The organism is Paraburkholderia sp. UCT31, assembly GCF_014397655.1.
GTDB lineage: Bacteria > Pseudomonadota > Gammaproteobacteria > Burkholderiales > Burkholderiaceae > Paraburkholderia > Paraburkholderia tuberum.
Genome location: NZ_VZQP01000034.1, coordinates 25,849 through 48,876 on the forward strand (window position 1 = coordinate 25,849; position 23,028 = coordinate 48,876).

General features: G+C 62.3%; 29 protein-coding genes and 4 pseudogenes. 10 read left to right on the forward strand and 23 right to left on the reverse strand.

What is annotated here, in order from left to right:
- Positions 1–32: 32 nt before the first annotated feature.
- Entirely contained in the window at positions 33–545 is a 513-nt protein-coding gene (locus tag F6X40_RS25880) for an ankyrin repeat domain-containing protein (RefSeq protein ID WP_262421552.1), read from the forward strand.
- 24 nt (positions 546–569) lie between these two features.
- Here the strand turns inward: F6X40_RS25880 and istA are convergent.
- The 9 genes and pseudogenes from istA to F6X40_RS25925 form a co-directional block, all read right to left on the reverse strand.
- Positions 570–1,508, reverse strand: a pseudogene (gene istA, locus F6X40_RS25885) (IS21 family transposase); the annotation flags it as partial.
- Positions 1,509–1,740: 232 nt separating this feature from the next.
- Positions 1,741–2,541, reverse strand: a complete 801-nt coding sequence (locus F6X40_RS25890; protein ID WP_187629737.1) for a hypothetical protein — start codon at positions 2,539–2,541, stop codon at positions 1,741–1,743.
- An 86-nt stretch (positions 2,542–2,627) separates the two neighbouring features.
- Entirely contained in the window at positions 2,628–3,737 is a 1,110-nt protein-coding gene (locus tag F6X40_RS25895) for an HBL/NHE enterotoxin family protein (protein WP_187629738.1), read from the reverse strand.
- Between the two features lie 65 nt (positions 3,738–3,802).
- Positions 3,803–4,882 carry a fatty acid desaturase gene (locus tag F6X40_RS25900; protein WP_262421548.1) on the reverse strand — a complete coding sequence of 360 codons (1,080 nt, stop codon included), beginning with the start codon at positions 4,880–4,882 and terminating at the stop codon, positions 3,803–3,805.
- Positions 4,883–4,987: 105 nt separating this feature from the next.
- Entirely contained in the window at positions 4,988–5,320 is a 333-nt protein-coding gene (gene cyoD / locus F6X40_RS25905) for a cytochrome o ubiquinol oxidase subunit IV (RefSeq protein ID WP_184072336.1), read from the reverse strand.
- Positions 5,321–5,929: a cytochrome o ubiquinol oxidase subunit III gene (gene cyoC, locus F6X40_RS25910; RefSeq protein ID WP_187629739.1), complete on the reverse strand. Its 609-nt coding sequence runs from the start codon at positions 5,927–5,929 to the stop codon at positions 5,321–5,323. It lies immediately after the preceding gene.
- Between the two features lie 3 nt (positions 5,930–5,932).
- Complete coding sequence (gene cyoB, locus F6X40_RS25915) at positions 5,933–7,939, reverse strand: cytochrome o ubiquinol oxidase subunit I (protein WP_187629740.1); 2,007 nt, start codon at positions 7,937–7,939, stop codon at positions 5,933–5,935.
- Positions 7,940–7,942: 3 nt separating this feature from the next.
- Positions 7,943–8,839 carry a ubiquinol oxidase subunit II gene (gene cyoA / locus F6X40_RS25920; RefSeq protein WP_262421549.1) on the reverse strand — a complete coding sequence of 299 codons (897 nt, stop codon included), beginning with the start codon at positions 8,837–8,839 and terminating at the stop codon, positions 7,943–7,945.
- 167 nt (positions 8,840–9,006) lie between these two features.
- Positions 9,007–9,498 (reverse strand): annotated as a pseudogene (locus F6X40_RS25925) (radical SAM protein); the annotation flags it as partial.
- Between the two features lie 164 nt (positions 9,499–9,662).
- On the opposite strand from F6X40_RS25925, the gene F6X40_RS25930 reads away from it, so the two are divergent.
- The 3 genes from F6X40_RS25930 (at position 9,663) to F6X40_RS25940 (ending at position 11,040) form a co-directional block, all read left to right on the forward strand.
- Positions 9,663–10,337 carry an OmpW/AlkL family protein gene (locus F6X40_RS25930; protein WP_187629741.1) on the forward strand — a complete coding sequence of 225 codons (675 nt, stop codon included), beginning with the start codon at positions 9,663–9,665 and terminating at the stop codon, positions 10,335–10,337.
- Positions 10,338–10,419: 82 nt separating this feature from the next.
- Positions 10,420–10,656 (forward strand): FmdB family zinc ribbon protein, encoded by a 237-nt coding sequence (locus tag F6X40_RS25935; RefSeq protein ID WP_090811320.1) that lies wholly within the window; start codon positions 10,420–10,422, stop codon positions 10,654–10,656.
- A 24-nt stretch (positions 10,657–10,680) separates the two neighbouring features.
- A complete protein-coding gene (locus F6X40_RS25940; RefSeq protein ID WP_187629742.1) occupies positions 10,681–11,040 on the forward strand; it encodes a hypothetical protein in 360 nt (119 codons plus the stop codon).
- Positions 11,041–11,050: 10 nt separating this feature from the next.
- Here the strand turns inward: F6X40_RS25940 and F6X40_RS25945 are convergent.
- From F6X40_RS25945 to F6X40_RS43295, 14 genes and pseudogenes are all read right to left on the reverse strand, one after another.
- Positions 11,051–11,179, reverse strand: a pseudogene (locus F6X40_RS25945) (SIR2 family protein); the annotation flags it as partial.
- 2 nt (positions 11,180–11,181) lie between these two features.
- Positions 11,182–12,345 (reverse strand): DegT/DnrJ/EryC1/StrS family aminotransferase, encoded by a 1,164-nt coding sequence (locus tag F6X40_RS25950; protein WP_187629743.1) that lies wholly within the window; start codon positions 12,343–12,345, stop codon positions 11,182–11,184.
- The gene (locus F6X40_RS25955; RefSeq protein ID WP_187629744.1) at positions 12,332–12,610 is read right to left on the reverse strand and encodes a hypothetical protein; all 279 of its coding nucleotides are present in this window, start codon (positions 12,608–12,610) and stop codon (positions 12,332–12,334) included. Before F6X40_RS25955 ends, F6X40_RS25950 begins: the two co-directional genes overlap by 14 nt.
- Before the next feature lies 1 nt (position 12,611).
- Positions 12,612–12,830, reverse strand: a complete 219-nt coding sequence (gene nifT / locus F6X40_RS25960) for a putative nitrogen fixation protein NifT (RefSeq protein WP_007177241.1) — start codon at positions 12,828–12,830, stop codon at positions 12,612–12,614.
- Positions 12,831–12,871: 41 nt separating this feature from the next.
- Entirely contained in the window at positions 12,872–13,198 is a 327-nt protein-coding gene (locus tag F6X40_RS42580; RefSeq protein WP_262413377.1) for a hypothetical protein, read from the reverse strand.
- A 77-nt stretch (positions 13,199–13,275) separates the two neighbouring features.
- Positions 13,276–13,647, reverse strand: a complete 372-nt coding sequence (locus F6X40_RS25970; RefSeq protein ID WP_184072322.1) for a hypothetical protein — start codon at positions 13,645–13,647, stop codon at positions 13,276–13,278.
- On the reverse strand, positions 13,644–13,919 hold the full coding sequence (locus F6X40_RS25975) for a nitrogen fixation protein NifZ (protein ID WP_027193759.1): 276 nt from the start codon (positions 13,917–13,919) through the stop codon (positions 13,644–13,646). Before F6X40_RS25975 ends, F6X40_RS25970 begins: the two co-directional genes overlap by 4 nt.
- Positions 13,916–14,296 carry a nitrogen fixation protein NifZ gene (locus F6X40_RS25980; RefSeq protein ID WP_184053466.1) on the reverse strand — a complete coding sequence of 127 codons (381 nt, stop codon included), beginning with the start codon at positions 14,294–14,296 and terminating at the stop codon, positions 13,916–13,918. Before F6X40_RS25980 ends, F6X40_RS25975 begins: the two co-directional genes overlap by 4 nt.
- Positions 14,289–14,414: a hypothetical protein gene (locus tag F6X40_RS42585; protein WP_260336622.1), complete on the reverse strand. Its 126-nt coding sequence runs from the start codon at positions 14,412–14,414 to the stop codon at positions 14,289–14,291. Before F6X40_RS42585 ends, F6X40_RS25980 begins: the two co-directional genes overlap by 8 nt.
- The gene (locus F6X40_RS25985; RefSeq protein ID WP_184072317.1) at positions 14,411–14,992 is read right to left on the reverse strand and encodes a hypothetical protein; all 582 of its coding nucleotides are present in this window, start codon (positions 14,990–14,992) and stop codon (positions 14,411–14,413) included. The genes F6X40_RS42585 and F6X40_RS25985 overlap by 4 nt, the downstream gene beginning before the upstream one ends.
- A 15-nt stretch (positions 14,993–15,007) precedes the next feature.
- Entirely contained in the window at positions 15,008–15,415 is a 408-nt protein-coding gene (locus F6X40_RS25990; protein WP_116117469.1) for a HesB/IscA family protein, read from the reverse strand.
- A 50-nt stretch (positions 15,416–15,465) separates the two neighbouring features.
- Positions 15,466–15,660: a 4Fe-4S binding protein gene (locus F6X40_RS25995; protein WP_187629745.1), complete on the reverse strand. Its 195-nt coding sequence runs from the start codon at positions 15,658–15,660 to the stop codon at positions 15,466–15,468.
- Between the two features lie 40 nt (positions 15,661–15,700).
- Complete coding sequence (gene nifB / locus F6X40_RS26000) at positions 15,701–17,296, reverse strand: nitrogenase cofactor biosynthesis protein NifB (RefSeq protein ID WP_187629746.1); 1,596 nt, start codon at positions 17,294–17,296, stop codon at positions 15,701–15,703.
- A gap of 174 nt (positions 17,297–17,470) precedes the next feature.
- A complete protein-coding gene (locus tag F6X40_RS43295) occupies positions 17,471–17,857 on the reverse strand; it encodes a hypothetical protein (protein WP_316251850.1) in 387 nt (128 codons plus the stop codon).
- Between the two features lie 264 nt (positions 17,858–18,121).
- On the opposite strand from F6X40_RS43295, the pseudogene F6X40_RS26010 reads away from it, so the two are divergent.
- The 6 genes and pseudogenes from F6X40_RS26010 to F6X40_RS26035 all read left to right on the forward strand — a co-directional run.
- A pseudogene (locus F6X40_RS26010) lies at positions 18,122–18,376 on the forward strand (aminotransferase class V-fold PLP-dependent enzyme); the annotation flags it as partial.
- 292 nt (positions 18,377–18,668) lie between these two features.
- Positions 18,669–19,043, forward strand: coding sequence for an iron-sulfur cluster insertion protein ErpA (erpA, locus tag F6X40_RS26015; protein ID WP_187629747.1), 375 nt, complete (start codon positions 18,669–18,671; stop codon positions 19,041–19,043).
- A 364-nt stretch (positions 19,044–19,407) separates the two neighbouring features.
- A complete protein-coding gene (gene nifV / locus F6X40_RS26020; RefSeq protein ID WP_187629748.1) occupies positions 19,408–20,544 on the forward strand; it encodes a homocitrate synthase in 1,137 nt (378 codons plus the stop codon).
- Positions 20,545–20,698: 154 nt separating this feature from the next.
- Positions 20,699–21,037: a nitrogenase stabilizing/protective protein NifW gene (gene nifW, locus F6X40_RS26025; protein ID WP_187629749.1), complete on the forward strand. Its 339-nt coding sequence runs from the start codon at positions 20,699–20,701 to the stop codon at positions 21,035–21,037.
- Between the two features lie 34 nt (positions 21,038–21,071).
- The gene (locus F6X40_RS26030; protein WP_184072391.1) at positions 21,072–21,920 is read left to right on the forward strand and encodes an electron transfer flavoprotein subunit beta/FixA family protein; all 849 of its coding nucleotides are present in this window, start codon (positions 21,072–21,074) and stop codon (positions 21,918–21,920) included.
- Positions 21,917–23,020, forward strand: coding sequence for an electron transfer flavoprotein subunit alpha/FixB family protein (locus F6X40_RS26035; protein ID WP_187629750.1), 1,104 nt, complete (start codon positions 21,917–21,919; stop codon positions 23,018–23,020). The genes F6X40_RS26030 and F6X40_RS26035 overlap by 4 nt, the downstream gene beginning before the upstream one ends.
- Positions 23,021–23,028 lie beyond the last annotated feature (8 nt).

The following is a 23,028-nucleotide window of genomic DNA, read 5'->3' on the forward strand; positions in this document are numbered from 1 at the left end:
ATGTTCCCTTGCACCCGAACGCGACCATGATCATGCACACCGACACTGCTTTCGTCGTCCGCGAACGCCTGGCCTCGCGCGTTGTCCGGAACCCCGATGCACAACTCGAAACGATCGTGCCCGCCGCACTTTCCACCTGGCTGGCGTACCACGGCTTCCCTGCTCCGCATTCGCGCTGCGTGAACGGCGAAACCCCGTTGATGCGCGCCGCGCAGCATGGCGAGGACGCGGTGGTCGAAGCGTTGCTCGCACTCGGCGCACGCGCCGACGCGCTCGATGACGACGGCAACCATGCGCTCTGGTTCGCGTGCCTGCACGGCGGCCCCGCGACCATCCTGCGGCTGATCGACGCCGGCGCGCCGATCGACCATGTGAACGACGACGACATCACATGCCTGATGCAGGCAGCCGCGAGCGCTCGCCTCGACGTCCTGCAGATGCTGCTTGCGCATGGGGCGAACGCAGAACTGTGCGCACCGGATGGCCGCAGCGCGCTCGACATGGCAGCCGACCTCGGGCTGCAACTGCTGCCTGCTTTCGGATGACAGGCTTTGTTAGCGAGTCTTACCGTAACCGTCAAACGGTGTCGGCATCGGCATCAGATGGGCGCGCTCCTGCTCGAACACGTCGGCGACGCTCAGGTCACGATAGTCCGGATGCTTCACCTGATCCCACAACGACCGGCACCGGGTCGCCAGCCATGCATTCAGATCAGCGAAACTGCCGAAGCGTTGCGCACGCGCCTCAATCCAGATGCGCAGACGGCTGTCCTGCACGTTCTTCTCGACGACGCCTTTCTCCCAGCCACTGGCGACGTTGCAGAAGTCCGGATCGAACAGGTAGTGCGAGCACATCACTGCGAAACGCGGATTTACTGTGCGACCCTTGCCTTTGTGAACCTTGTCTACGGCCGTTTTCATATTGTCGTGGATGCCCCGGCGGGCCATCCCGCCGAAGGCCGCGAACGAGCGCGTATGGGCATCGAACAGCATCTCGTGCCGCTGGCTCGGATAGGCAACCAGCCAGAACGCCCGCGACGCACATAGCTTCATGTGCGACACCTGCAGCTTGCGGTAAATGCCGCCGACAACCAGTCCTTCCTCGGACCGGTCAAACTGGAATGCCTCGCCCAGTTCGAATCGCAACGGCACAAACGCCGATTTCGAAACCGCCTTGCCTTCGCCTTGCCGCCAGCCCCGGATGAAATCGGTCACCCGCGAGTAACAGCCGTCGTAGCCGCCCGCCTTGATCTCCTGAAACAGCATCCAGGCGGTGCGCCGCTCCTTCTTCGACCGCCGCGCGTCGACACTGAGCGCCTGCACCAGCGCCTCATGAAACGGCGTCAACCGGGTCGGCTGGGAGCGCCGCTGATACTTCGGCTCCTCCTGAACATCCATGTTCAGATATTTACTAATCGTGTTGCGCGACAGGCTTGTGAGACGTGCTATCTCGCGTACCGACTTGTTCTGGCGGTGGAACATCCGCCGCACCTTGCCAATCATCGTCATCGGGATCATCCCCAAACACCCTGCCAGAAAAACTAGCAGGATAGGTTGATTGCCCGGCTCAATTTTCAGTCGGCGCGATCCCTACATGTGGCCGAATTTTCGGTCGGCGTAAACACGGTATGTTCACCCCGAGCCCCGGTGGCGCATCTTGAGATGCGTTCAGTATGGCACGCTGGCTGCCACTCATCGGTGGCTTCCGCCACCGATTGAGCAGCGCGAAAGCTTCGAACTATCAGGAAGCGTCGGCCTGTAGAACGCCGAGCATTGCGATACAAGTGGTTAAACGAAGCTCAACGACGGAGGGAGACGGGTCCTGATTGAGATCGTTAATGATCACGGTGAAGTCTGCGGCAGTGTCATCGATCGCGGTCTTCAGATTTGTCAGGTCGCTAAGGCTGGAGGCCTCGGCGGTGGCCAATGTCTTGCACGCCGTGACCAAACCCTGCAGCACGCCGATCTGACTCGATAGCGAGTTGATGCGATTCTGAATCGCGGCAGCATCGCTTTTCCATTTGAGATAAAGACCAAGCGCAGCCGCAAGGCCCGGTAGACCGAATGGCCCCAGTGCAAGGAGATAGTAGTAACGCTTTTGTGCGGCAGCCAATTGGCCCCGTGCCGCGCCTTCCTGTGCCTGCAAAGTCGTCATCTGACTCTGGATAGAGCCTTCGACGTGGGCTAGCTGCGTAAACGACGACGACATGAGAGCCGCGGCAGCGTTCGATTGGGTGAGTAGTGATGTCGCGCTTTGTTGGTACGTACTGATGGTGGCAGCGACGTCCGAGACAGTTTTGGCTATCGAGCCCGGACTTGCACCTCTTTTAAGGTCAGCGAGCGCACCATTCAGCGCGGTGATTGCCGAACCGGTATAGCCGAGCAGGGCCGTCTGAAAAGGAGCGGCGTCCTTCAGAATGCCGATAAGAGAATTGCAGACGGAGTTCTGAATTGGCACCGCGTCGCCGGGCAATTCCTGGATGGACCGCAATTTGGAGACACTACTGTTCAGGGCGGCCAAAGTCTGTGAAAAAGGACCCATGTTGTCTCTTTCCTTCGTTGTGGTATGACGGGGCCGCCTCCGTTGGAATCAATCCCGACGGAGGCCGCACGGGCTAGCGGATCGCGTTACGCCACTCCTGCTGAGGCGGGCAGATTGGCGACCTTCGCGATGAGATCGCTTACGGTCTGATGCGCGGCGGCCGATTGCACGGTTACGCCAGCCATTTGGCCCTTGACCGTCTGGATGTCCGCCAGGAGCGTCTTGATTTCGCCGTTTGCCGCGTTTATGAACAGGGTGCGGATCTCGTCCGCACCCGAAATCCCGTTGTTCAAATCGGCGATGATGTCGCCCAGATCAGATGTGATGCTTTCCCACGCGTTTGCCATCGCCGATGCTGCAGTAATGGCACCATTGACCTGCGTAGAAAGTGATGTGTAGCCGCCACTAATCGCCGTAGCGAGCTTTACCTCTTCCTTCAGGTCCGCTTGTTCGGTGAGCAGCGACGCCTTCGCCTTATTCGCTGCGACGAGCACGGCTGCCGAGCCGGCTTCACCGCCGACTCCCGCCACGACAATGCCAATGCCGCCGATGACTGCAGTGGTAGACGTGCCAGCGGTGACAAACTCAGCGATCGCCCCTACGCAGATGACAAATACGCCGCCTACGACAGTCAGCCCGCTCAGAACGATTCCGGCGATTGCGCCGTCGATTTCTGCCTGAGCTTTGCTGAGTTCCCCTATGATGGTGGCGAGAATCCCGTCTGCTCCGCCAACCGCACTATTCATATTGGTAACGGTGGTTGTGAAGTCCGCTGAGTCCGTCGTTAGATTCCCGCCAAGCGTCTGGAGGTTGGTGACAATCTGGTTCGCGGCGCCTTGGTATTTCACCGACTCCTGCTGCACCGCCGTGAGGGCGGCTGTCCACTCAGCAACAGTCGAGCCTGCCGGCAGCGTCGCCGGTAGTGCTTTGTTGAGCTGGTAGTAGTTGTCGATGTTTGCCATGTTTTCGATCAGGCTGGGCTGCAGCGTGTCCAGATAATAGATCGCATGGCCTTTCGCGGTGGTGAGCCCGTCGTTGATTTGTGTCTGGTATTGCGACAGACCGTCGATGCCAGAAAAATCCACCTGGGGCTGTTCGAGAACGCTATTTGCATAGGTTTGAACGGTCAGGGCAGCACGCATTTGCTGAGTGTTTGCATCGCCAATTGCTGTCGCATTTCCGCTGATATCCGGCATTTTTACCCTCGCTATTAAATTCAAATTGCATTGAACGCGACCTGAAGTGGCCGCACGTAACGAACTCAATTAGTAAAAGGAACGTGCGTCGCGCGACCAGCGAAATCGGTCCACTGATCAGTCGAAAAATCGTATAGTTTGCAGTTTCGTGCGGTGTCGAAGTACCAACGCCACGAAAACCGCTGCACGACGATCCGTTCCGGAAGCATCGCTTCGAGGGTTCGCTGAGCACCGACGAGCCCGTATAGAGGGAGACTCATGTCGACGTGATGCGCGGTGTGCTCCATGATGTGATGAAACAGCGCGCCAACACGCCAGCAAAAGGTCAAGTGCACCGTCGTGGATACGAACGGATCCGAACGCCCCCATTTCGCGCGATCGTCATACCAGCGGATTTGCGGATGCGTGTGGTGCGCGTACACGACGAAACCCACCATCGCGCACCAGAACAGGAACGGCACCCCGAACCCGCATGCGATTGACGGGACCACCCCCCGCTGCGTCGCGCGAGCGATCCACGCGAGCGCGCCGATCCACAGCAGTGCGAACACCGATACCAGCGTGCAGTCACGGAAGAACACGGGGCGCCGCGTCGGCATGGCGGCCCGCGACGGGAAAAGCATCTTCGTCCACCAAATTTCGATCATGTAGTAGAGACCGGGCGCCCAGCCGCTGCGATAGATACGTTCCAGTGCGCGCCGTGGCCCACTCAAGGCGCGATATTCCTGGATCGTCAGCGGTGCCCACACAAAATCGACGCCTTTCAGGTTCGTGTAGCCGTGATGCACCACGTTGTGACCCACTTGCCACAGGCTGTACGGCGTGAGCGACGGCAGGAAGGCGATCCGGCCCAGCCAGCGGTTGAGCGTGCGGTGCCGGGTCAGGCTCTCATGACATGCGTCGTGACCGATGACGAAGAGCCGTCCGATGACGAAGCCCGCCATGCATCCGAATACGGTCTTCAGCACGAACCCGTGCGCGAACACGCTCGCGGCGAGCGCACACAATAGCAAAACGTAGTCGAACACGAGCAGCAGAAGCGCGTAGGCGGTGCGGCGTTCGGCGAACGGTGTCAGCCACGAGCGGATGACCTTGCGATGGGGCAATGGCTCATTGGCGGGAACGGGGTGATTCGGACTGTTCATGAAGAAAGACCGGTAGAACGGTGCAGCACAATACTACGCACGCGGCCGACGGCTGCATGCCGTGTCCGCGATGATGTGACCAGACCGTTTCGCGCTGGTGGCGAGTCAGCGCGACATCATGTTCATGCTGACATTGTGCATCACCCAGATCGTGCCGAAGATCAGGAACAGCGCGGCGAGCGCGGTGTAGCATAACGCCAGCCCGTTCCAGCGCTGGCCGCGCGACAGGTCGAGATGCAGGAACGTCACCAGTTGCACGACGATCTGCACGAACGCCAGCAACGCGAGCGCCATAATCGCGGAGCCGGACGGCAGCAACCGTTGCGTGACGATCGAGAATGAGCCAGCAGTCAGCGCCACGGCAAGCACGAAACCGGTGATATAACCGGCGACGTCACCACGCGAGGCGGTCGTGGACGTCGAGTGTGAATGGACCATTTAGAGCATGCTCCCGAGATAGACAAACGAAAACACGCAGATCCACACGATGTCGAGGAAGTGCCAGAAGAGGCTCAGGCACGTCAGACTCGTGAGGTCGCGACCGGACAGTTCAGGCGAGCGGACGACATGCACGACGAGCACGGCCATCCAGACGAGGCCGGCTGTCACGTGCAGGCCGTGGGTGCCAACCAGCGTGAAGAACGACGACAGGAAGGCGCTGCGACTGGGCCCAGCACCGTCGGCGACCAGGTGCGAGAACTCGCGCAGCTCTAACGCGAGGAACAGCGCGCCAAGCACGAACGTCACGAGGAGCCAGCCGATCACGGCACCACGCCCCTGGCGCTGCGCGCCGAGCATCGCGAAGCCGTAGGTGGTGCTGCTCAGCAGCAGCGCGCCGGTTTGAAGTGCAACACCCGGGATGTCGAACAGGTCCCGTCCGGACGCGCCGCCCGCGAACTGGTGCGCCATCACGGCGAACACGGCGAACAGCGACGCGAACAGCATGCAGTCGGTCATCAGGTACAGCCAGAAGCCGAATACGGTGGGCGTTGGGCCGTGGTCAGCGCTCGACCTGCCGTGATGGACGAGTAATGCAGCTTGCGTCATGGATCAGGTCTCCGCGGATTCGGGTAATTCAAGGGCGGCCGGGGTGGGTGCGCTGCCGCGTCGTGCTTCGATTTCGCGCACGCGCGACGCCGGAATCACGTAGCCATGGTCGTCGCGGAAGCTACGCGCGATCAGCGCGGCGACGATCGCGAGGAAGGCCAGCACGGCGAGCCACGTGATGTGCCAGACGCCGGCGAAGCCGAGCACGAGGCTGAATGCGCCGATCAGGAACCCGTCCGCGGTATTCGACGGTAGGTGGATGTCCTCGTAATGCGCCAGTGCGGCATTTGCTGCGCCGCTTTCCTTCATGTGCGCGAATGCGTCGAGCTGCTGGACGACCGGTATGCGCGCGAAGTTGTAGACAGCGGGCGGCGACGAGGTGGCCCATTCGAGCGTGCGGCCGTTCCACGGGTCGCCCGTCAGGTCGCCGTATTCCGGCTCGTTGCGATGGATCACGCTCACGACGACCTGGGCGATCTGGTGCACGACACCGAGTGCGATCAGCACCACGCCGCATGCGGCGACGAACAGCCAGGGATGCCAGCTCGGGTTGTCGTAGTGATTCAGGCGCCGGGTCATGCCCATGAAGCCGAGCACGTAGAGCGGCACGAACGACACGTAGAAGCCGACGAACCAGCACCAGAACGCCCGCTTGCCGAGCTTCTCGTTAAGCTTGAAGCCGAACGCCTTCGGGAACCAGTAATGGAAGCCCGCGAGATAGCCAAACACGACGCCGCCTATGATCGCGTTGTGAAAGTGCGCGATCAGGAACAGGCTGTTGTGCAGCACGAAGTCCGCGCCCGGGATCGCCATCATCACGCCCGTCATGCCGCCGATCGTGAACGTGACCATGAAGCCGATCGTCCACAGCACGGGTGCGGTGAACTCGATGCGACCGCGGTACATCGTGAACAGCCAGTTGAAGATTTTCACGCCCGTGGGGATCGCGATGACCATCGTCATAATGCCGAAGAACGCGTTGACGTCCGCGCCGGAACCCATCGTGAAGAAGTGGTGCGCCCACACGAGGAATGCGAGCACCGTGATCGCGCACGACGCGTAGACCATCGTTCTGTAGCCAAACAGCGGTTTCTTCGCGAAGGTCGCGATCACTTCCGAGTAGATGCCGAACGCGGGCAGCACGAGGATGTACACCTCCGGGTGGCCCCACGCCCAGATCAGGTTCAGGTACACCATCGCGTTGCCGCCGAGCTCATTGGTGAAAAAGTGCATGCCTGCGTAGCGGTCGAGGCCGAGCAGTGCGAGCGTCACGGTTAGGATCGGGAACGTTGCCATGATCAGCACGTTCGAGCACAGCGCGGTCCACGTGAACACCGGCATCTTCATCAGCGTCATGCCGGGCGCGCGCAGCTTGACGATCGTCACGAAGAAGTTGATTGCGGTAATCAGCGTACCGACGCCGGAGAGCTGCAGACTCCAGATGTAGTAGTCGACCCCGACGCCGGGACTGAACTGCAGCTCCGACAGCGGTGGATACGCGAGCCAGCCGACCTGCGCGAACTCGCCGATCACGAGCGACAGATTGATCAGGATCGCGCTGATCGCCGTCATCCAGAAGCTCAGCGAATTCAGGAACGGGAAGGCGACGTCGCGCGCGCCGATCTGCAGCGGCACGACAAGATTGAAGAGGCCGACCATCAGCGCCATCGCCATGAAGAAGATCATGATGACACCGTGCGCGGTGAATATCTGGTCGTAGTGGTGCGGCGGCAGGTAACCGGGGCCGTGAAACGCGATCGCGAGCTGAAGCCGCATCATTACGGCGTCGACAAAACCGCGCACGAGCATCAGCACCGCGACGATGATGTACATGATGCCGATCTTCTTGTGATCGACGCTTGTCAGCCACTCGGTCCAGAGCCACTTCCAGCGGCCGAGCTTCGTGAGCGTGACGATGACCGCCAGCACGATGAGCGCCATGAACGCGGCCGCGCCCATGATGATCGGCTGATCGAACGGAATCGCGCCGGGCGTGAGTTTTCCAAACATGGCTTACTCCGTGGTCTGCGTGCGACAGGCGGCGTCGCGGAAGGCCGTGACGTTGCCGTTGTTGTATCGGGCAACGATGTTGCGGAACAGGTACTGGTCGATCGATGAGAAGTAGCGTACCGACTGCTTCTCGCTCGGCTTCGCGACTTCGGCGTATTCGTCCATGCTCAGGCGGTCCGGCGAAGCCTTGACCTTCCGCACCCATGCGTCGAAGCCGGTGGCGCTCGTCGCGAGCGTGCGGAACTTCATGTCGGTGAATCCCTTGCCGCTGAAGTTGGCGGACATGCCTTCGAAATTTCCCGGTGCATCCGCGATCAGGTGCAGACGGGTCTGCATGCCGACCATTGCATACACCTGGGTGCCGAGTTGCGGGATGAAGAATGAGTTCATCACCGAGTCCGACGTGATCCGGAAATTCACCGGCGTATCGACTGGCACGGCGAGCTGGTTCACCGACGCAATGCCGAGGTCCGGGTAGATGAAGAGCCACTTCCAGTCGAGCGCGACCACCTCGACGTCGATCGGCTTCACGCTCGACTGCAGCGGCCGGTACGGGTCGAGTTCATGCGTGGTGCGCCACGTCAGGATACCGAGGTACAGGATGATCAAGGCGGGGATAGTCCAGACGACGATCTCGATCGCCGTCGAGTGCGCCCATTTGGGTGCATAGACCGCGTGACGGTTCGACGCACGGTAGCGCCACGCGAAGAACAGCGTCAGCAGGATCACCGGGATCACGACGATCAGCATCGCCCACGTGGCGGTGGCGATCAGCGACTTCTCGGCCGCGCCGACGCTCCCTTTTGGATCAAGCACAGTCAGATCACATCCCGATAGACAGGCGCTCAATGTCGTGACGATGGCTATCGACCGTTTCCTTAAGGCTTTTCTGTCTGTCATAGTGGTTAAGTCCGGGTTGTGGCACTTTTGACCTGAAGCTGGCTTGACGCATGCGGCATCACACTCGCAGCATCATGGTCCGACAACCGGCCAGCTTTGTGATTGATGTCGATCAAGGACGAACAAAGCGGCGGGGTGCGGTGCACTGACGCAGTGCGCGGGCTAAATCAGGCGACAGTCTGCTGCGACAAACCGTAGATCAGGTCGACGTTAATTGAGAGAAATCCCGCATCGCGTGCGCCGCTGAGTGCGCGTTCCACCACATCGAGTGGCTGGATGCGATTGACAGCCTGCTGAACGTCGGTAGCAAAGTCCTGTACGCCGAAGCTCGCTCGGTTGAAGCCGAGGCGCGCGAGTGGTGAAAGCGTTTTGGTGCTGACGGTTCGCGGATCAATTTCGATCGCAAGTTCTGCGTCGATCGAGAACGCGAAGCGGTTCTGCAGTTGCTGGACAAGCTCTTCGAGTTCGGCAACAGGGAAGAAGGTCGGCGTTCCATCTCCCAGATGCAGCTGCACGGTTCGCCGGTCAGGTCCGAGATGTGACGCGACCAGGTCCATCTCACGAACGAGGTAGCTCAGATATCTGGCGCTGCAGCCATGGTCGTGCGTAATGACCTTGTTGCATGCGCAGAAGTAGCAGAGTGATCTGCGTGCCGTTCGGCGGCTGCAGCCAGTCCGGCCTCAAGGCTCCCGCTATCTCGACATTCCTACGCGTGACCCGATGTCGCATCTTGACTTCGGGATCGGGACCGGTTGATCCTGCGCAAGGGCAGCCCTGATTTGCGCGTCGACAATTCCCCGCATACGTCAACAAGGGGAAAGCGATGAAGCACATGATTAAGGCCGTCATGATCGTGGCAAGCCTGTGCACTACCGGTTTGTTCGAAGTGCTGGCATACGCGGATGACGTAAGCGCGAACGGAAGCACGATGGCAGGCCAGGTGCCGGCGGATGGGATCCACGCCGGTGACGTGCTCGTGCGTCTGCGTGCCATCTCGATCCAGCCCGAAGTACACACCAGCGGCACGTTGTCGTCGCTCGGCGTGGGTGTCAATAACGCACTCGTGCCGGAGTTGGACCTGACCTATATGATCCGCGACGCGATCGGCATCGAGCTGATTCTCGCCACCTCGCGGCACCACGTGACGTCCGACCTCGGCGATCTCGGTGGCGTGAACGTGCTGCCACCGACGCTGCTGCTGCAATATCACTTCAACCATGCTGGCATGATCCGACCGTATGTCGGCGCGGGGGTCAACTACACGTACTTCTACAACGACGGCCTGAGCGCGGGCCCCGTAGGCATCCAGGTGTCACGCAGCAGCTTCGGTCCGGCGGTGCAGGCTGGCGTCGACGTGCAGATCACGAAGACCGTCTTTCTCAACGCGGATATCAAGAAGATCTGGATGCACACGGACGTCTCGCTCGGCGATAGTTCGTTGGGCCGGCTGGACATCGACCCACTGGTACTGGGAATAGGCGTCGGGATGAAGTTCTAGCGAGCGCGCAATGACAGACCACAGCTCGCACCAACGGGCGATCCGCTGCGCCCCATCCACCTGAAACGGAGATCTGATCACTATGCCCCTGTACGACTACCGCTGCGCGGCCTGCGGCCACGCGTTCGAAACGCTGGTGCGCGCCGGCCACACGCCCGTCTGCCCGCAATGCGGCGGCACCGCGCTGGACAAGCAGGTCAGCGCGCCGGCCTCGCCCGGCAAGAGCCGCGCGATCATCTCCCGCGCGCGGCGTCAGGCGGCGCGCGAAGGGCACCTCAGCAACTATTCGCCGGCCGAGCGCCGCAAGCTGCTGCGCTGAGCCCAACGGGGAATCGCGCTGTCGATGTATATGAACCTCGAGGGCGCCTACGGGATGGCACTCAGTCTCACCGTCTTGATGGCCGGCACGCTGGATCAGGCCACCGCCGACAGCCTGCTGGAACGCGCGAAGGGCATCTGCCCGTATCTCGACGCGTGGCTTCGCAACATTGCGTCAGCACGGCCGCCCTCCTCGCGCTCGCGCGCTTCGATGACCACGACGGAAACGTCCTGCGCATGCAGTACGCGCGCCAGCGCGAGGCCGAGTTGCCTGCAGCAGGGTCGCGCCGGCGGCAACGCCGTAGGTCTTGCCCGAAGGCAGTACGGTCAATGTGGTCATGACGGCGATCTTGATAAAGGGCTACGGATAAAGAACGATGGATAGCGGCCACGCTTCACGCGGCCAGTGCGGGTTGCAAGGCATCCACCAACGCTTCGGCGAACCCGCCCAGCGGCATCGCGATGCACGTGATGCCCTGCTCTTCGGGAAAGCGCGCCTCCATACGCGTCGGTTCGTCGGGCAGCCTCACAGATAAATGGCGGCGCCGGCGCCCACGTTGGTCGCGGTGTCTTTCAGCGTCTTGACGATGTACTTGACCTGGTCGGTGTCGAGTAGCGTGTGCAGCGGCAGCGCCAGCGCGCGATCGCCGATGCGCTCGGTGTCGGGCAACATGCCGCTCTTGCGGCCGATCGCATCGCCCGCGTTCATGTAGTGGAACTGCTGATGCAGCGGATGGCTGTAGGCCACCGTCTCAATGCCGCAAGATTTCATGTCGTCGATCATCTGGGCGCGCGCGCTCTGCGTAAAACGCTTGCCCAAATGCACAACATAGAGCATCCAGTGCACTTCTTCGACGTCCTCGGCCACGTAGGCCGGCTTGATCCCTTCGAAGCTTTGCATCTCCTCGTGATACCAGGTCTCGACCTGCTTTCGCTGCGCGAGGCGCGTGTCGAGTTCGGCCAGTTGCGCGAGACCGAGCGCGGCGGTCAGATCACTGATGCCCGCCTGCAGCGGCACCCGCGAGCCGACCGAGACGGACGCGCGGTCCGTGACGCGCCGCTCGCGCAGATAGCGCAGTTCATGGACGAGTTCGTCATCGTCGGTGACGAGCATGCCGCCCGTTCCTGTGCACAGCGCGGACGGGCTGGAGAAGTCGAACACTGATACGTCGCCGAAACAGCCGACGTTGCGGCCCCGGTAGCGCGAGCCCAACGCCTCAGTACTGTCTTCGATCAGCCGCAAGCGCTGCGCGTCGGCCAGTTCGCGCAGCAGCGCCCACGCGGCCGGGTGGCCGTTGGTATTGCCGGCGAGGATCGCGCGCGTGCGAGGGCCGATCTTCTGCGCGGCTTTTTCGGCGCTCAGACAACCACTCCAGTAGTCGATGTCGGCGAACACCGGCACGGCTCCCGCCAGCGTGATCGCCTGCGCCACCTGATGCCAGGTGTGCGACGCGCAGACCACCTCGTCTCCCGGGCCGATCCCCGTCGCGCGCAACGCAATCCAGGTGGCGAGCGTGCCGCTCGCGACCGCGACCGCATACTCCCGGCCAACCCAGCCCGCAAACGCGCGCTCGAACGAATCAAGCATCGGCCCGTCGCTCCAACGCGAGGATTGCAGCACCGCGTTGACGAGATCGATCTCGCGCGCCGCGCAAGTTGGTTCGCTCAGCGCGATCTCATCGATTTCCATGCGCCTTGTCCTCAGTCAGGATCAACGCATCGGCCTCTTCAGGCCGCTGCGTGATGGTCCTGTAATACCCGGCCGATATCGCGAAATAGATACTGCGCACACTGAACCGGAGCGCTGCTGTCTCGTCGCGCATCACCGTTGCGCTGACATGCATTGTGCGCACCTCGGGATAACGTTCGTGCCATTGCGCGGCAGCGTCGCGTAGCGTCGGTGCCGTGCGGAGCAGGTCCGCCGCGAAGTCCAATTGCTCGGCGTTCAGGCTCATCTCACTCCTCCACGCCAGCAATGCGCCGCGCTTCGACCGTGATGGGCAGTGGCGTATCGTCGGCCATCGCGGGCAATTCGAGCTGCCAGCCGTTCGCGAGCGTGACGAGACCGCCCCACATCCCGGGCTGCGCCATCGCGACAATGGGCTCTTCCAGGTCCTTCTTTGGCACGTAGGCGCTCAGCGCGCCCTTGCTGTCCTTGCGGATCATGACTTTCATGGTTGCGGACTCCGGAGATTGATGACAGGTTCAAACCAGCTTCAAGCGGGATGCGCTGCTTCCTCCAGCAGTGGACGAAGCAACGGCGGTAGATGGGCGAGCACGTACTCAATGTCCTGCGCCGTAGTGATTTCGCCGAGCGACAGCCGCACCGCTGCAACACGACCTCGGCGGGAAGCTCGCCGAAGCGCAGGTAGCTGGTGCCGGGCCGACGCGGTGCCTGCGCCGGCGAAGATCAACTCTGCGGGCTTGCAATCGAGCGCTCGCGCGATCGTCGCGCGGGCCGCAGCGAGCGTGCCCTTCGCCTGCTGCCCGACGGCATGCTGCGACGACGCGTTGCCCCACACATCCGTCAGGATGGACAGCATCGCCTGCCACGGCGGAGGCTGGCGGCATGGTCGCGTTGTGGTCGAGATAGATCGTCGCCCGGCTCCGTTAGTTTGCTTCACGGCCAGAACACGCATTCGCGATCGATGCACAGCGTATCCAGCAGCTCGGCCAGATCGGTGCTCTCATGCTGGGGCATCCATCGGTGCGACGCATGATCGCGCGCGCTCAGGTGCCACATACCGTCTTCATCGCGCGTGAGCCAGGCTATGTCGATCAGCCCGCCATTCGCGTCGACATTGCGGGAGCAGCACGGGCTCTCGACACGGAACCCCTGCCCGTCGCGCAGCACGCGCGGCAGCACATAGCGGTAGCGGGTACGCTCGCGCAACGCTTGCTCGATCTGGCGCTGGGTCAGGTCGAACGGGCGGCCCGCGCGCAAACCGTCGCGCGGCGGCGCCGCTTCTGGCGCGCTCGCCTGAACCGTCATGACATGGCTCCTTCTTCGGGTAGCAGGCCGGCGGGTGCGGGCGCAATTTCATTCTCCGTGCATCCGACGACACAGTTGCCGAACTCCACCAGATAGACCGGCTCGCCGCTCTCAACCACCTGCCCGACGTTGACGATTTCGCCGACCGTACCCGCCTCGGCCAGACAATCGTCCTGGCCGCGCTCCGGAAAGCTGCCGTCGTTGCACAGGTCATCCAGCGCGATCACGCGCATGCCCCACTGATAAGCAGGCTGAACCGGTTCGATACTCATGCTGACGGCTCCTGCGGTTGCGACGTTTCCGGCTGGACCCGCGTGCCGATCTTGTGCAGCGCTTCGGCCCGCTCGCCCAAGCCTTGCAGCACGTCGTCCGGCAGGTTGTCGAGCGTGCATAGCTCTTTCGCGCGCATGCCGACACGGTGGCCGCTCTCGACGAAATACACCGCGTAGATATAGAACTGCTGAAGGAAGGTGTCGATGCTGGTGACGTAGCCGATCTCGCCCTTGTTCACCAGCACTTCGCCGATGTCCTTGCCGTTGTAGGTGCCGTCGTTGCGGATCACCGCGCGTGCGATCACGCGCTCGCCGTAGTTGAAGCGCGGGGGAAACGCGACCTCGATCAGGTCGTCGTCGCGGTTGATGTCAGCCATGCTTCACTCCTGCTGATCGTTGCGTCTGTCCGGTGGTCATCAGGTTAGCGACCTCGCCCGACTGCCGGCGCTGCCGCGCGAGCGCGCGCACCTCTTCGCGCACGTTCTGTACGCTCATGGTTGCGTCCCTGTCCAGCCGCGCGTCGGATACGCACTCAGCGCATTCATTACATCGTCGGACCCGACGCCGGTCTCATGACGATCCAAGACTTGCGAAAGCAGCGCGCCCCCCACCCGGTCTTCGGGATCGAGCCGGCGCAATTCGCGCAGCAGCATGCGCGCTTCTTCAAAGTCGCCGAGACGCATGTTGAGGTACGCGAGGCCCTTCAGCGTGAACAGATAAAAACGCGCGGCCGCGTCATAACGCGTGGTCACGATCGCGGCCGCAAGTGGTTCGTCGCCGAAATCTGAGCCCAGCGCGGTGCGGGCGACCGCCAGCGCGTCTTCGCCGATCGCACGCGCCTGCGCCAATTGATGGCCGTAGAAGTAAAAGCGGTACAGCGCGATCAACGGCACCGGATGGCGCGGCGCGGCGGCGCGGGCGCGTTGCAACAGCGCGAGCGCCTCGTCGGGGCGCTCGCGCAATCGACCCGCCTCGGCGATCAATGCATTGACGCCCGACGGCAAGCCGCCGCCAATCGCGCTCTGCGCAAACGCGGTCATTACGTCGTCGAGGGCACGGTCGCCGGACTCCATTGCCATCGCTCCTCTTCAGGAGATCTGACGCGGCAGCGGCGGCCGCCCACGGCCAATCGCGCTGACATCGATGGTCGCCACGCCCGGCGGCGCCGACTCCGCACTGCTGCTGCAACCACAAGCGGCCTGGTTCGGATTGAAGAAGATCAGGCCGGACTGGGTTGGCGTGTCGGCGAAATCGATCGTTATGCCTTCGAGCATCAGCCGGCTCTCAGCCGGCAGGAATACGCGCAGGCCGTTGATGTCGAGTTCCTGTTCGCCTGGTTGCAGCGCCGGCTCGGCGGTGAATTTCGCGGTATAGCCGGAACAGCCGCCGGCGCTCACCACCAGACGAAAGCCGGCCCCAGCCGGCAGGCCCGAAAAGCGCACGATACGACGCATGAACTTCTCGGCGGCGCTCGTAACAGTTACGTTGGACAGCATGATGCGTAGTCTCCTGATAGATGAATGGCCGGCCCGGCCACGAGCCAGACTCAAACCTGAACGATGCAGCCGTCCACGGGACACACGGCGACGCACTGCGGGTCGTGGAAGTGGCCTTCGCATTCGGTGCATTTCTTGGGGTCGATCGCGAACACGCCGCCTTTGTCGCTGATCGCGACATTGGGGCATTCCGGTTCGCAGGCCGAGCATCCCGTACAGGTGGACGCGATAATCTTCAGAGGCATGGAGGCTCTCCTGTTGTCCTGTCTGGAAGGGTGTGGGTTGTCACGCCGCTGAGGCTGACGAGGTGTAAGCACCCTGGCGGATCGAAGCATCGCCGCGGTCCCGGTGCTCGATGGCGCCGCTGGCGATGCGACTGCGGTAGTCGTTGAACCAGGCAAGCACCGCTGTTTCGATAAATTCGCCGACGTACTGATCGACCGGCTCGATGCCCGCTTGCGCCAGTTCGTCTTTCGGGCAGGCGCCGATCTTCGCGACCAGCACCGCGTGGCAGTCGCGAAGCGCGCGCACGACCGACGGTAGTTGCTCGTCGTCGCCGTAACCGCCCCGGCAATACAGGTCCACCCGGCGATGGCCGACGAACAGCGCTTCGGCCGCCGAGACCTCGAAGATCTGAAACTCCGTGACGTGGCCGAAGTGCTCGTTGACCCGGCCGCCGCCCTTCGTTGCGACCGCGACCAGCACCTTCATGTCGTCGGCGACGTCGATCTCGCGAGAGACAGCCAGCGCTTCTTGCTTCGCGTCGTGCTGCGCCTGACGCTCGGCTTCGACGCGCTGCTGGTATTCACGGCGGCGGTCGAGGTCGTAGACCACTTCCATCTGCTCGATCTTGTCGAGCGTGAAATCCTCGCTGCGGTCCTCGCCCAGCAGGCCAACCGCATCCGCGCGGCACTGGCGGCAATGACGCATCAGGTTGGCGCCGCCCATGCAGGCGTCCTGCACGGCCTTGAGTTCCTGCGCAGTCGGTCCGCGCTGGCCGCTCAGGCCAAAGTGAGTGCCGTGCTCGGGCTCCGAAATCAGCGGCATGATGTTATGCAGGAACGCGCCGCGTTTCTTGACGTCGCGGTTGACCTCGATCAGGTGCTCCTCGTTGATGCCGGGAATCAGCACCGAGTTGATCTTGGTCAGCACGCCGCGTGCGGTGAGCATCTCGAGACCCTTCATCTGCCGGTCATGAAGGATGCGGGCTGCTTCGTAACCGGTCACGCGCTTGTGCTTCCAGAAAATCCACGGATAGATTTTCTCGCCCACCGCCGGGTCGACCATGTTGATGGTGATTGTCACGTGGTCGATGTTGTACTTGCAGATTTCGTCCACGAGGTCGGGCAACGCCAGGCCATTGGTCGACAGGCACAGCTTGATGTCCGGCGCCTGTTCCTGCAGCATCCGGAACGTCTCGAAGGTCTTCTTCGGGCTCGCCAGCGAATCACCGGGACCGGCGATGCCAAGCACCGTCATCTGTGGAATCTCGCTTGCGACCGCCACGACCTTCTTCACTGCCTGTTGCGGCGTTAGCTTCTGAGAGACCACGCCGGGACGCGACTCGTTCGCGCAGTCGTATTTGCGGTTGCAGTAGTTGCACTGGACGTTGCAAGCCGGCGCCACCGCCACATGCATGCGCGCATAGTGATGATGGGCTTCTTCCGAGTAGCATGGGTGATTCTTGACCTTCTCCCGGATGTCCGGCGGCATGTCGTCGAGACTACCCGACGCGCCGCAGCTGGCCTTACCCTCGCCACCGTGCGTGCCGCAGCCGCCACCGGTGGACGGGTCTTCGATCTTCACGCCGAGCGGTTTAATCTGCCCAATGCTGATATAGGCCGCTGCGGGCAAGTCGCTCGCATTTGAACTCGCTTGCATGGATATCTCCTCGCAACCAACGGCGGCCGCGCGCAAGCCATAGAGCCAGATCCATGCCACTCGACAAGAACGCCAGGAATCAACGGGTTAGGATATATTTCGCAGTTCTGTTTGATCCCGGCGCGCGACGTATCCCTACAATCTCGTTGCGTCGTGTCGGTGTTGCGACAAATCTCACACGACCCGGACAGCATGTTCCGAACCAGCGAGATGGACCCGCACAAACCAGATCAATCGTTCGCGTTCACCCTCCGGCTTCCCCGGCTTGCGATGTCGCGAACGTGTAATCGTCCGCTGCTGCTCGTCACGCGAAAGACCCGTAGCGCTCAGGCCGCGCAGTTGCCCCTCCGGTTCGGCCAGCACCACAAAGGCGCGCCGCCACTCCATCGTCTGCACAAGATAGTTCAGGGACTCGCGGAAGGCTTTCGCCACATCGAGCGACGAAACCAGCGTCTTGCTCACCTCGTAGACGCCGTCCAACGCTTGCCGTCCAACGCTTGCCTGAATGTTCACCGTTGACTTCCCCGTCGTGCGCTGCGCGCTTTCGATGTACCAGCGCAAGGCGCACGATCGACCCAAAGACACAGCGTTTGAAGTAAGCGCATTTCTACGCCTGACGATTCAGCCATCGCGCGTGTCAATCCCGCGCGCGTAACGACAAATCCGACAAAAAGAACGGCGGCAATCCTCACTCGTCGGGCGCATCGACACAAAAACAACAGCGAAACAACAGCGGCCCAGTTGAAAGAGGCCACTAGAGCGTGAAAATCCATTGGCATGGAAGTTGCCCTGAAGGTCGCATTACCCCGCTTTCAGGAGCCTGCGATGTCGGATTTCCAACGCGTGAGTACCGGCCTCCATCCGCGCGGCGCCAACCCGGTGCATCTGGATCATGCCGCCACCACGCCGGTCGATCCGCGCGTGATCAGACGCATGCTGCCTTACCTGACCGAGATGTACGGCAATCCCGCCAGCCGTTCGCATGCCTATGGCTGGGTCGGCGAAGAAGCGGTGGAACTGGCCCGCGAGCAGGTCAGCTCGCTCGTCAACGGGGACCCGCACGAGATTGTCTGGACCTCGTGGGGCTCCGGACGCGCATGCGGATCGCGTGCCAAATGCACGGCGGCGTCCACGAGCGCGGCATGCGTTCGGGGACGTTGTGCACGCATCAGATCGTCGAGGAACTGCCATTGCCGCCGGTCGAGATCCACTGCTCGATTCTCGCGCCGAGGACGCGATCAAGGCGGCCGTGTCTGACTTTCGCTCGCGCCAGACGATTCGAGGCGCAGCAGCCGACGACCTGTAACTCGCCGAGCAACCGACCTGCTCGTCTAACCCGAAGTGAGTCCATTCAAGCCTGAGAGGAACCTCCATGGAAACGCTCACCCAATCGGCTTCCGCCACACCCGGCGTCATGCCCGACCTACTCGAATTCACGCCTCAGGCCGCTGCGAAAGTGGCCTCGCTGATCGAGGAAGAAGGCAATCCCAACCTGAAGCTGCGGCTGTACGTGTCCGGCGGCGGCTGTTCGGGCTTCCAGTACGGCTTCGCGTTCGACGACCAGGTGGCGGACGACGACGTGCAGATCGTCACGGACGGCGTCACGCTGCTGGTCGATTCGATGAGCCAGCAATACCTGCCCGGCGCGCGCGTCGACTACGAAGACGGTCTGGAAGGTTCGCGCTTCGTCATTCACAACCCCAATGCGCAGAGCACCTGTGGCTGCGGCAGTTCGTTTTCCGTGTGAGGCAATCATGAAATCTCACTGACTGGCGCCTCCCGACGACGAGGAGAACAACCAGTTCGACAATGCGTGGGGCCTTGGATAGCCGATGGATAGCCAATCCCTACAGCGTTTGCATCGCGCCGACCGCATCCGCACATCCTGGCTGACCACGCCCATCGCATCGCGCATCGCTTTCTGCAGCGCCGTGTTCATCGCTACACCTGGCTGTTCGAAACAGGACATTCGCGACAGGTCTTCGTTGGAACCGCTTCATCACAGCGCCAGCGAACACCGGAAAGCCCCGCGGCAAGCGTCTATTCGCACTAACCGTGCATGGCGCAGTACTTGCAAACCGTATGATCAAATGCCTAAAGGACAACTTCCCGTGTCGAATCCGATCATCAACGACACCACACTGCGCGACGGCGAACAGACCGCTGGCGTCGCATTCACGGTTGCCGAAAAATGCGCGATTGCCGAGGCGCTCTCAAGCGCCGGCGTACCCGAACTGGAAATCGGTATCCCCGCGATGGGTGCCGAGGAAATCGATTGCATCCAGGCCATCGTCGCACAGAATCTCGACGCCGATCTGATGGTCTGGGGCCGTCTCACCGACGCGGACCTGGCGTCGGCCTTGTGCTGCAATCCCGACATCATTCACCTGTCGATTCCCGTGTCCGATATCCAACTTCAACACAAATTGCGCCAGCCGCGCTCGTGGGTGCTCGCGCAGGTGAATCGCGTGATCAGCGCCGCCGTCAAAAGCGGCCGCAAGGTTTCGCTGGGCGCGGAGGATGCCTCGCGCGCGGACCCCTCGTTCCTTGCCGACGTGGCGCGGCACGCGCAACAGTGCGGTGCGCAACGCATCCGCTTTGCGGACACGCTCGGCGTCCTCGATCCATTTTCGACCTATGAAGCGATTGCGCGATTGCACGACGCGGTCGATCTGGAAATCGAAGTCCACGCGCACAACGACCTCGGGCTCGCGACCGCGAACACCCTTGCCGCACTGCGCGCCGGCGCAACCCACGCCAACACCACTGTCAATGGTCTCGGCGAACGCGCCGGAAATGCCGCGCTGGAGGAGATCGTGATGGGCGTGCGCCATATCATGGGTCGCAACACCGGCGTCGACACGACCGCGCTATTGAGCATCTCGCGGCTTGTCGAACGGGCTTCAGGACGCCCGGTCGCGCTTAACAAAAGTATTGTCGGGGCCAGCGTATTCACGCACGAGTCCGGCATCCACACAGACGGGCTCGCGAAGAATGCATCGACCTACGAGAGCTTCGATCCCGTCGAACTCGGTCGCGAACGCTCGGTCGTGCTCGGCAAGCATTCGGGTTCGCAAAGCGTGCGCCGGGCTTATGACGCGCTCGGCCTGGCCGTCAGTGAAAAACTGCTCGTGCTGCTGCTGACCCGGATCCGCCACCATGCCGCCCAGCACAAGCAAACGCCCAGCGCCGCCGACCTGTATCGCTTCCTGATCGAGGTGCGCTACACCGTCGGAGAATTGTCATGAGCGGCGCTGTGGTCGGCTTCACGAAGTGCGTCGCGAAACCCGAACAGTCGGGCACGACGACGCCGTGCGCCACCAGCGGCGCCTGCGACAAGTACTTCGCCGAGCCGACGTTCTGTCCACACCTATCCTCATCCGCTTGCAAGGAGAAAACGCGATGGAAAGCTTTGTCCAGCAACTCAAGGCGCTGTCCTCAGCCGAGGACTTCCTGCAGTTCTTCGGCATTCCGTTCGACCAGAAGGTCGTCAACGTGAGTCGACTGCACATCCTCAAGCGCTTCTTTCAGTACATCCAGCAACAGGACGCGCTGCCGGAAGGCGACGAACCCGCCCTGTTCGCGTCATATCACGCGCTGCTGCTGAAGGCTTACGGCGACTTCGTCACCTCCACGCCGGCGCAGGAAAAAGTGTTCAAGGTGTTCCGGGACACCAATGGGCAGCAGCACGTTTCACTCGACAGTCTGCGCGCGTCGCTGCCCGCGCGCACCCTTGCCTGACAGGTGGAGCAAGACCATGCACATCGTTAAGACCATGCACATTGTCGTCTGCATCAAGCAGGTCCCGGACTCGACGCAGATCCGCGTTCATCCGGTCACCAACACGATCATGCGCCAGGGTGTTCCGGCGATCGTCAACCCGTATGACCTGTTTTCACTCGAAGAGGCGCTGCGACTGAAGGACCGCTTCGGCGGCAAGGTCACGTTGCTTTGCATGGGCCCGCCGCAGGCCGAGGAAGCGCTGCGCAAGTGCATCAGCTTCGGCGCGGACGACGCCGTGCTGCTCACCGACCGTGCATTCGCTGGCGCGGATACGCTCGCTACGTCGTACGCGCTGGCAGCGGGTATCCAGCAGATCGCGAAGGAGCAGGCGGTGGACATCGTGTTCACTGGCAAGCAGACGATCGACGGCGACACCGCGCAAGTCGGCCCCGGTATCGCCAAACGCCTCGGACTGCAACTGCTGACCTACGTGTCGCGCATCGTCGAGACCGCTCTCGATGCGCGCACGATCACCGTCGAGCGCCGCGCCGAGGGCGGCGTGCACGTGCTCAGGACTGCGCTGCCGTGCCTGATCACAATGCTGGAGAACACCAACGAACTGCGCTTTGCGACGCTGCCCGCGATGATTCATGCGGCCGGCTATCCGGTGCACAAATGGAACTGCGAACAGGCCGGCATCGAAGATCTCAGCAAGATCGGCCTGAAGGGCTCACCGACAGTGGTCAGCAAAGTCTTTGGACCGACGCCGCGCAGCGAGAAAGCGGAGATGCTCGACCTCGACGCATCGAGTCTTTGCGACGTGTCGGTGAACCTGCTGCAAAAGATCTTCACGCGCCATCCTACCCTGGAAGCTGACCTGCTGATGAAGGAGGGTTCATGAACGCACCCGCCGCCCCCGCGAAGAAACCCGCCGGCCGCGCAGGACGCAATCTCGAACTGCCGAAACACCTGAAGGCCTACAAAGGCGTCTGGGTCTTTATCGAGCACGACCGTGGACACGTGCACAGCGTCTCGTGGGAACTGCTCGGTGAGGCGCGCAAATTGGCCGACACGCTCGGCAGCCGAGTGGGCATCGCGGTGCTCGGTGGCGCAAATGAACCGCTCGAACAGTTCGCCGCAGAAGCCTTCACTTACGGCGCGGACGATGCGTACATCGTCCACGACCCGGTCTTGCAAGGCTATCGCAACGAGCCGTTCACGAAAGGGCTGACCGACCTCGTCAACCGGCATCAGCCCGAGATCCTGCTGCTGGGCGCGACGTCGACGGGCCGCGACCTCGCCGGCTCCGTGGCGACGACCCTGTTGACCGGGCTGACCGCCGATTGCACCGAACTCAACATCGATCCCGCGTCGCGGGCGCTGGCGGCGACGCGCCCCACCTTCGGCGGCTCGCTGTTGTGCACGATCATGACGCTCGCGTACCGTCCGCAGATGGCGACGGTGCGCCCGCGCGTGATGCCGATGCCGCTGCGCGACGCCGAACGCACCGGCAACATCGTCCATGGAACGCTGGGGATGATCGAGACGGACATCGTCACGAGGCTGCTCGACTTTATCCCGGATGCGAGCAGCAACCGGATCAACCTGCCCTATGCCGATGTGATTGTGAGCGGCGGCAAGGGGTTGAAGAGTCCGGAAAACTTCCAGCTGGCGTTCGATCTGGCGAACGTGCTCGGCGGCGAAGTGGGTGCGACCCGGCCATGCGTGCAGGCCGGCTGGGTCGAGGGGGAGCGCCAGGTGGGACAGACCGGCAAGACGGTGCGGCCCAAGCTCTACATCGCCGCCGGCATATCCGGCGCGATCCAGCACCGCGTGGGCATGGAAAGCGCAGATGTGATCGTGGCGATCAACACCGACCCGAACGCACCCATCTTCGATTTCGCACACTACGGGATTGTCGGCAATGCGTTGCAAGTGTTGCCCGCGCTGAAGCAGGCTTTTGTGGAGCATTTGAGCCGGCGCCGCAAGCAGGCTGCCTGAGGAGAATC

Bases quoted from the DNA above. Each gene is read 5' to 3' on its own strand.
- F6X40_RS25935 (WP_090811320.1), top strand. From the start codon at position 10,420: ATGCCCCTGTACGACTACCGCTGCGCGGCCTGCGGCCACGCGTTCGAA.
- F6X40_RS25980 (WP_184053466.1), bottom strand. From the start codon at position 14,296: ATGGCTGACATCAACCGCGACGACGACCTGATCGAGGTCGCGTTTCCC.
- nifW (WP_187629749.1), top strand. From the start codon at position 20,699: ATGGAAAGCTTTGTCCAGCAACTCAAGGCGCTGTCCTCAGCCGAGGAC.
- cyoC (WP_187629739.1), bottom strand. From the start codon at position 5,929: ATGACGCAAGCTGCATTACTCGTCCATCACGGCAGGTCGAGCGCTGAC.
- F6X40_RS25880 (WP_262421552.1), top strand. From the start codon at position 33: ATGCACACCGACACTGCTTTCGTCGTCCGCGAACGCCTGGCCTCGCGC.
- cyoD (WP_184072336.1), bottom strand. From the start codon at position 5,320: ATGGTCCATTCACACTCGACGTCCACGACCGCCTCGCGTGGTGACGTC.
- F6X40_RS25895 (WP_187629738.1), bottom strand. From the start codon at position 3,737: ATGCCGGATATCAGCGGAAATGCGACAGCAATTGGCGATGCAAACACT.
- nifB (WP_187629746.1), bottom strand. From the start codon at position 17,296: ATGCAAGCGAGTTCAAATGCGAGCGACTTGCCCGCAGCGGCCTATATC.
- erpA (WP_187629747.1), top strand. From the start codon at position 18,669: ATGGAAACGCTCACCCAATCGGCTTCCGCCACACCCGGCGTCATGCCC.
- cyoA (WP_262421549.1), bottom strand. From the start codon at position 8,839: ATGACAGACAGAAAAGCCTTAAGGAAACGGTCGATAGCCATCGTCACG.
- F6X40_RS25955 (WP_187629744.1), bottom strand. From the start codon at position 12,610: ATGAGCCTGAACGCCGAGCAATTGGACTTCGCGGCGGACCTGCTCCGC.
- nifT (WP_007177241.1), bottom strand. From the start codon at position 12,830: ATGAAAGTCATGATCCGCAAGGACAGCAAGGGCGCGCTGAGCGCCTAC.
- F6X40_RS25950 (WP_187629743.1), bottom strand. From the start codon at position 12,345: ATGGAAATCGATGAGATCGCGCTGAGCGAACCAACTTGCGCGGCGCGC.
- F6X40_RS25900 (WP_262421548.1), bottom strand. From the start codon at position 4,882: ATGAACAGTCCGAATCACCCCGTTCCCGCCAATGAGCCATTGCCCCAT.
- F6X40_RS25975 (WP_027193759.1), bottom strand. From the start codon at position 13,919: ATGAGTATCGAACCGGTTCAGCCTGCTTATCAGTGGGGCATGCGCGTG.
- F6X40_RS26035 (WP_187629750.1), top strand. From the start codon at position 21,917: ATGAACGCACCCGCCGCCCCCGCGAAGAAACCCGCCGGCCGCGCAGGA.
- F6X40_RS25990 (WP_116117469.1), bottom strand. From the start codon at position 15,415: ATGCTGTCCAACGTAACTGTTACGAGCGCCGCCGAGAAGTTCATGCGT.
- cyoB (WP_187629740.1), bottom strand. From the start codon at position 7,939: ATGTTTGGAAAACTCACGCCCGGCGCGATTCCGTTCGATCAGCCGATC.
- F6X40_RS42580 (WP_262413377.1), bottom strand. From the start codon at position 13,198: ATGCTGTCCATCCTGACGGATGTGTGGGGCAACGCGTCGTCGCAGCAT.
- F6X40_RS26030 (WP_184072391.1), top strand. From the start codon at position 21,072: ATGCACATTGTCGTCTGCATCAAGCAGGTCCCGGACTCGACGCAGATC.
- F6X40_RS25995 (WP_187629745.1), bottom strand. From the start codon at position 15,660: ATGCCTCTGAAGATTATCGCGTCCACCTGTACGGGATGCTCGGCCTGC.
- F6X40_RS42585 (WP_260336622.1), bottom strand. From the start codon at position 14,414: ATGAGCGTACAGAACGTGCGCGAAGAGGTGCGCGCGCTCGCGCGGCAG.
- F6X40_RS25940 (WP_187629742.1), top strand. From the start codon at position 10,681: ATGTATATGAACCTCGAGGGCGCCTACGGGATGGCACTCAGTCTCACC.
- F6X40_RS25930 (WP_187629741.1), top strand. From the start codon at position 9,663: ATGAAGCACATGATTAAGGCCGTCATGATCGTGGCAAGCCTGTGCACT.
- F6X40_RS25890 (WP_187629737.1), bottom strand. From the start codon at position 2,541: ATGGGTCCTTTTTCACAGACTTTGGCCGCCCTGAACAGTAGTGTCTCC.
- F6X40_RS25970 (WP_184072322.1), bottom strand. From the start codon at position 13,647: ATGACGGTTCAGGCGAGCGCGCCAGAAGCGGCGCCGCCGCGCGACGGT.
- F6X40_RS25985 (WP_184072317.1), bottom strand. From the start codon at position 14,992: ATGGAGTCCGGCGACCGTGCCCTCGACGACGTAATGACCGCGTTTGCG.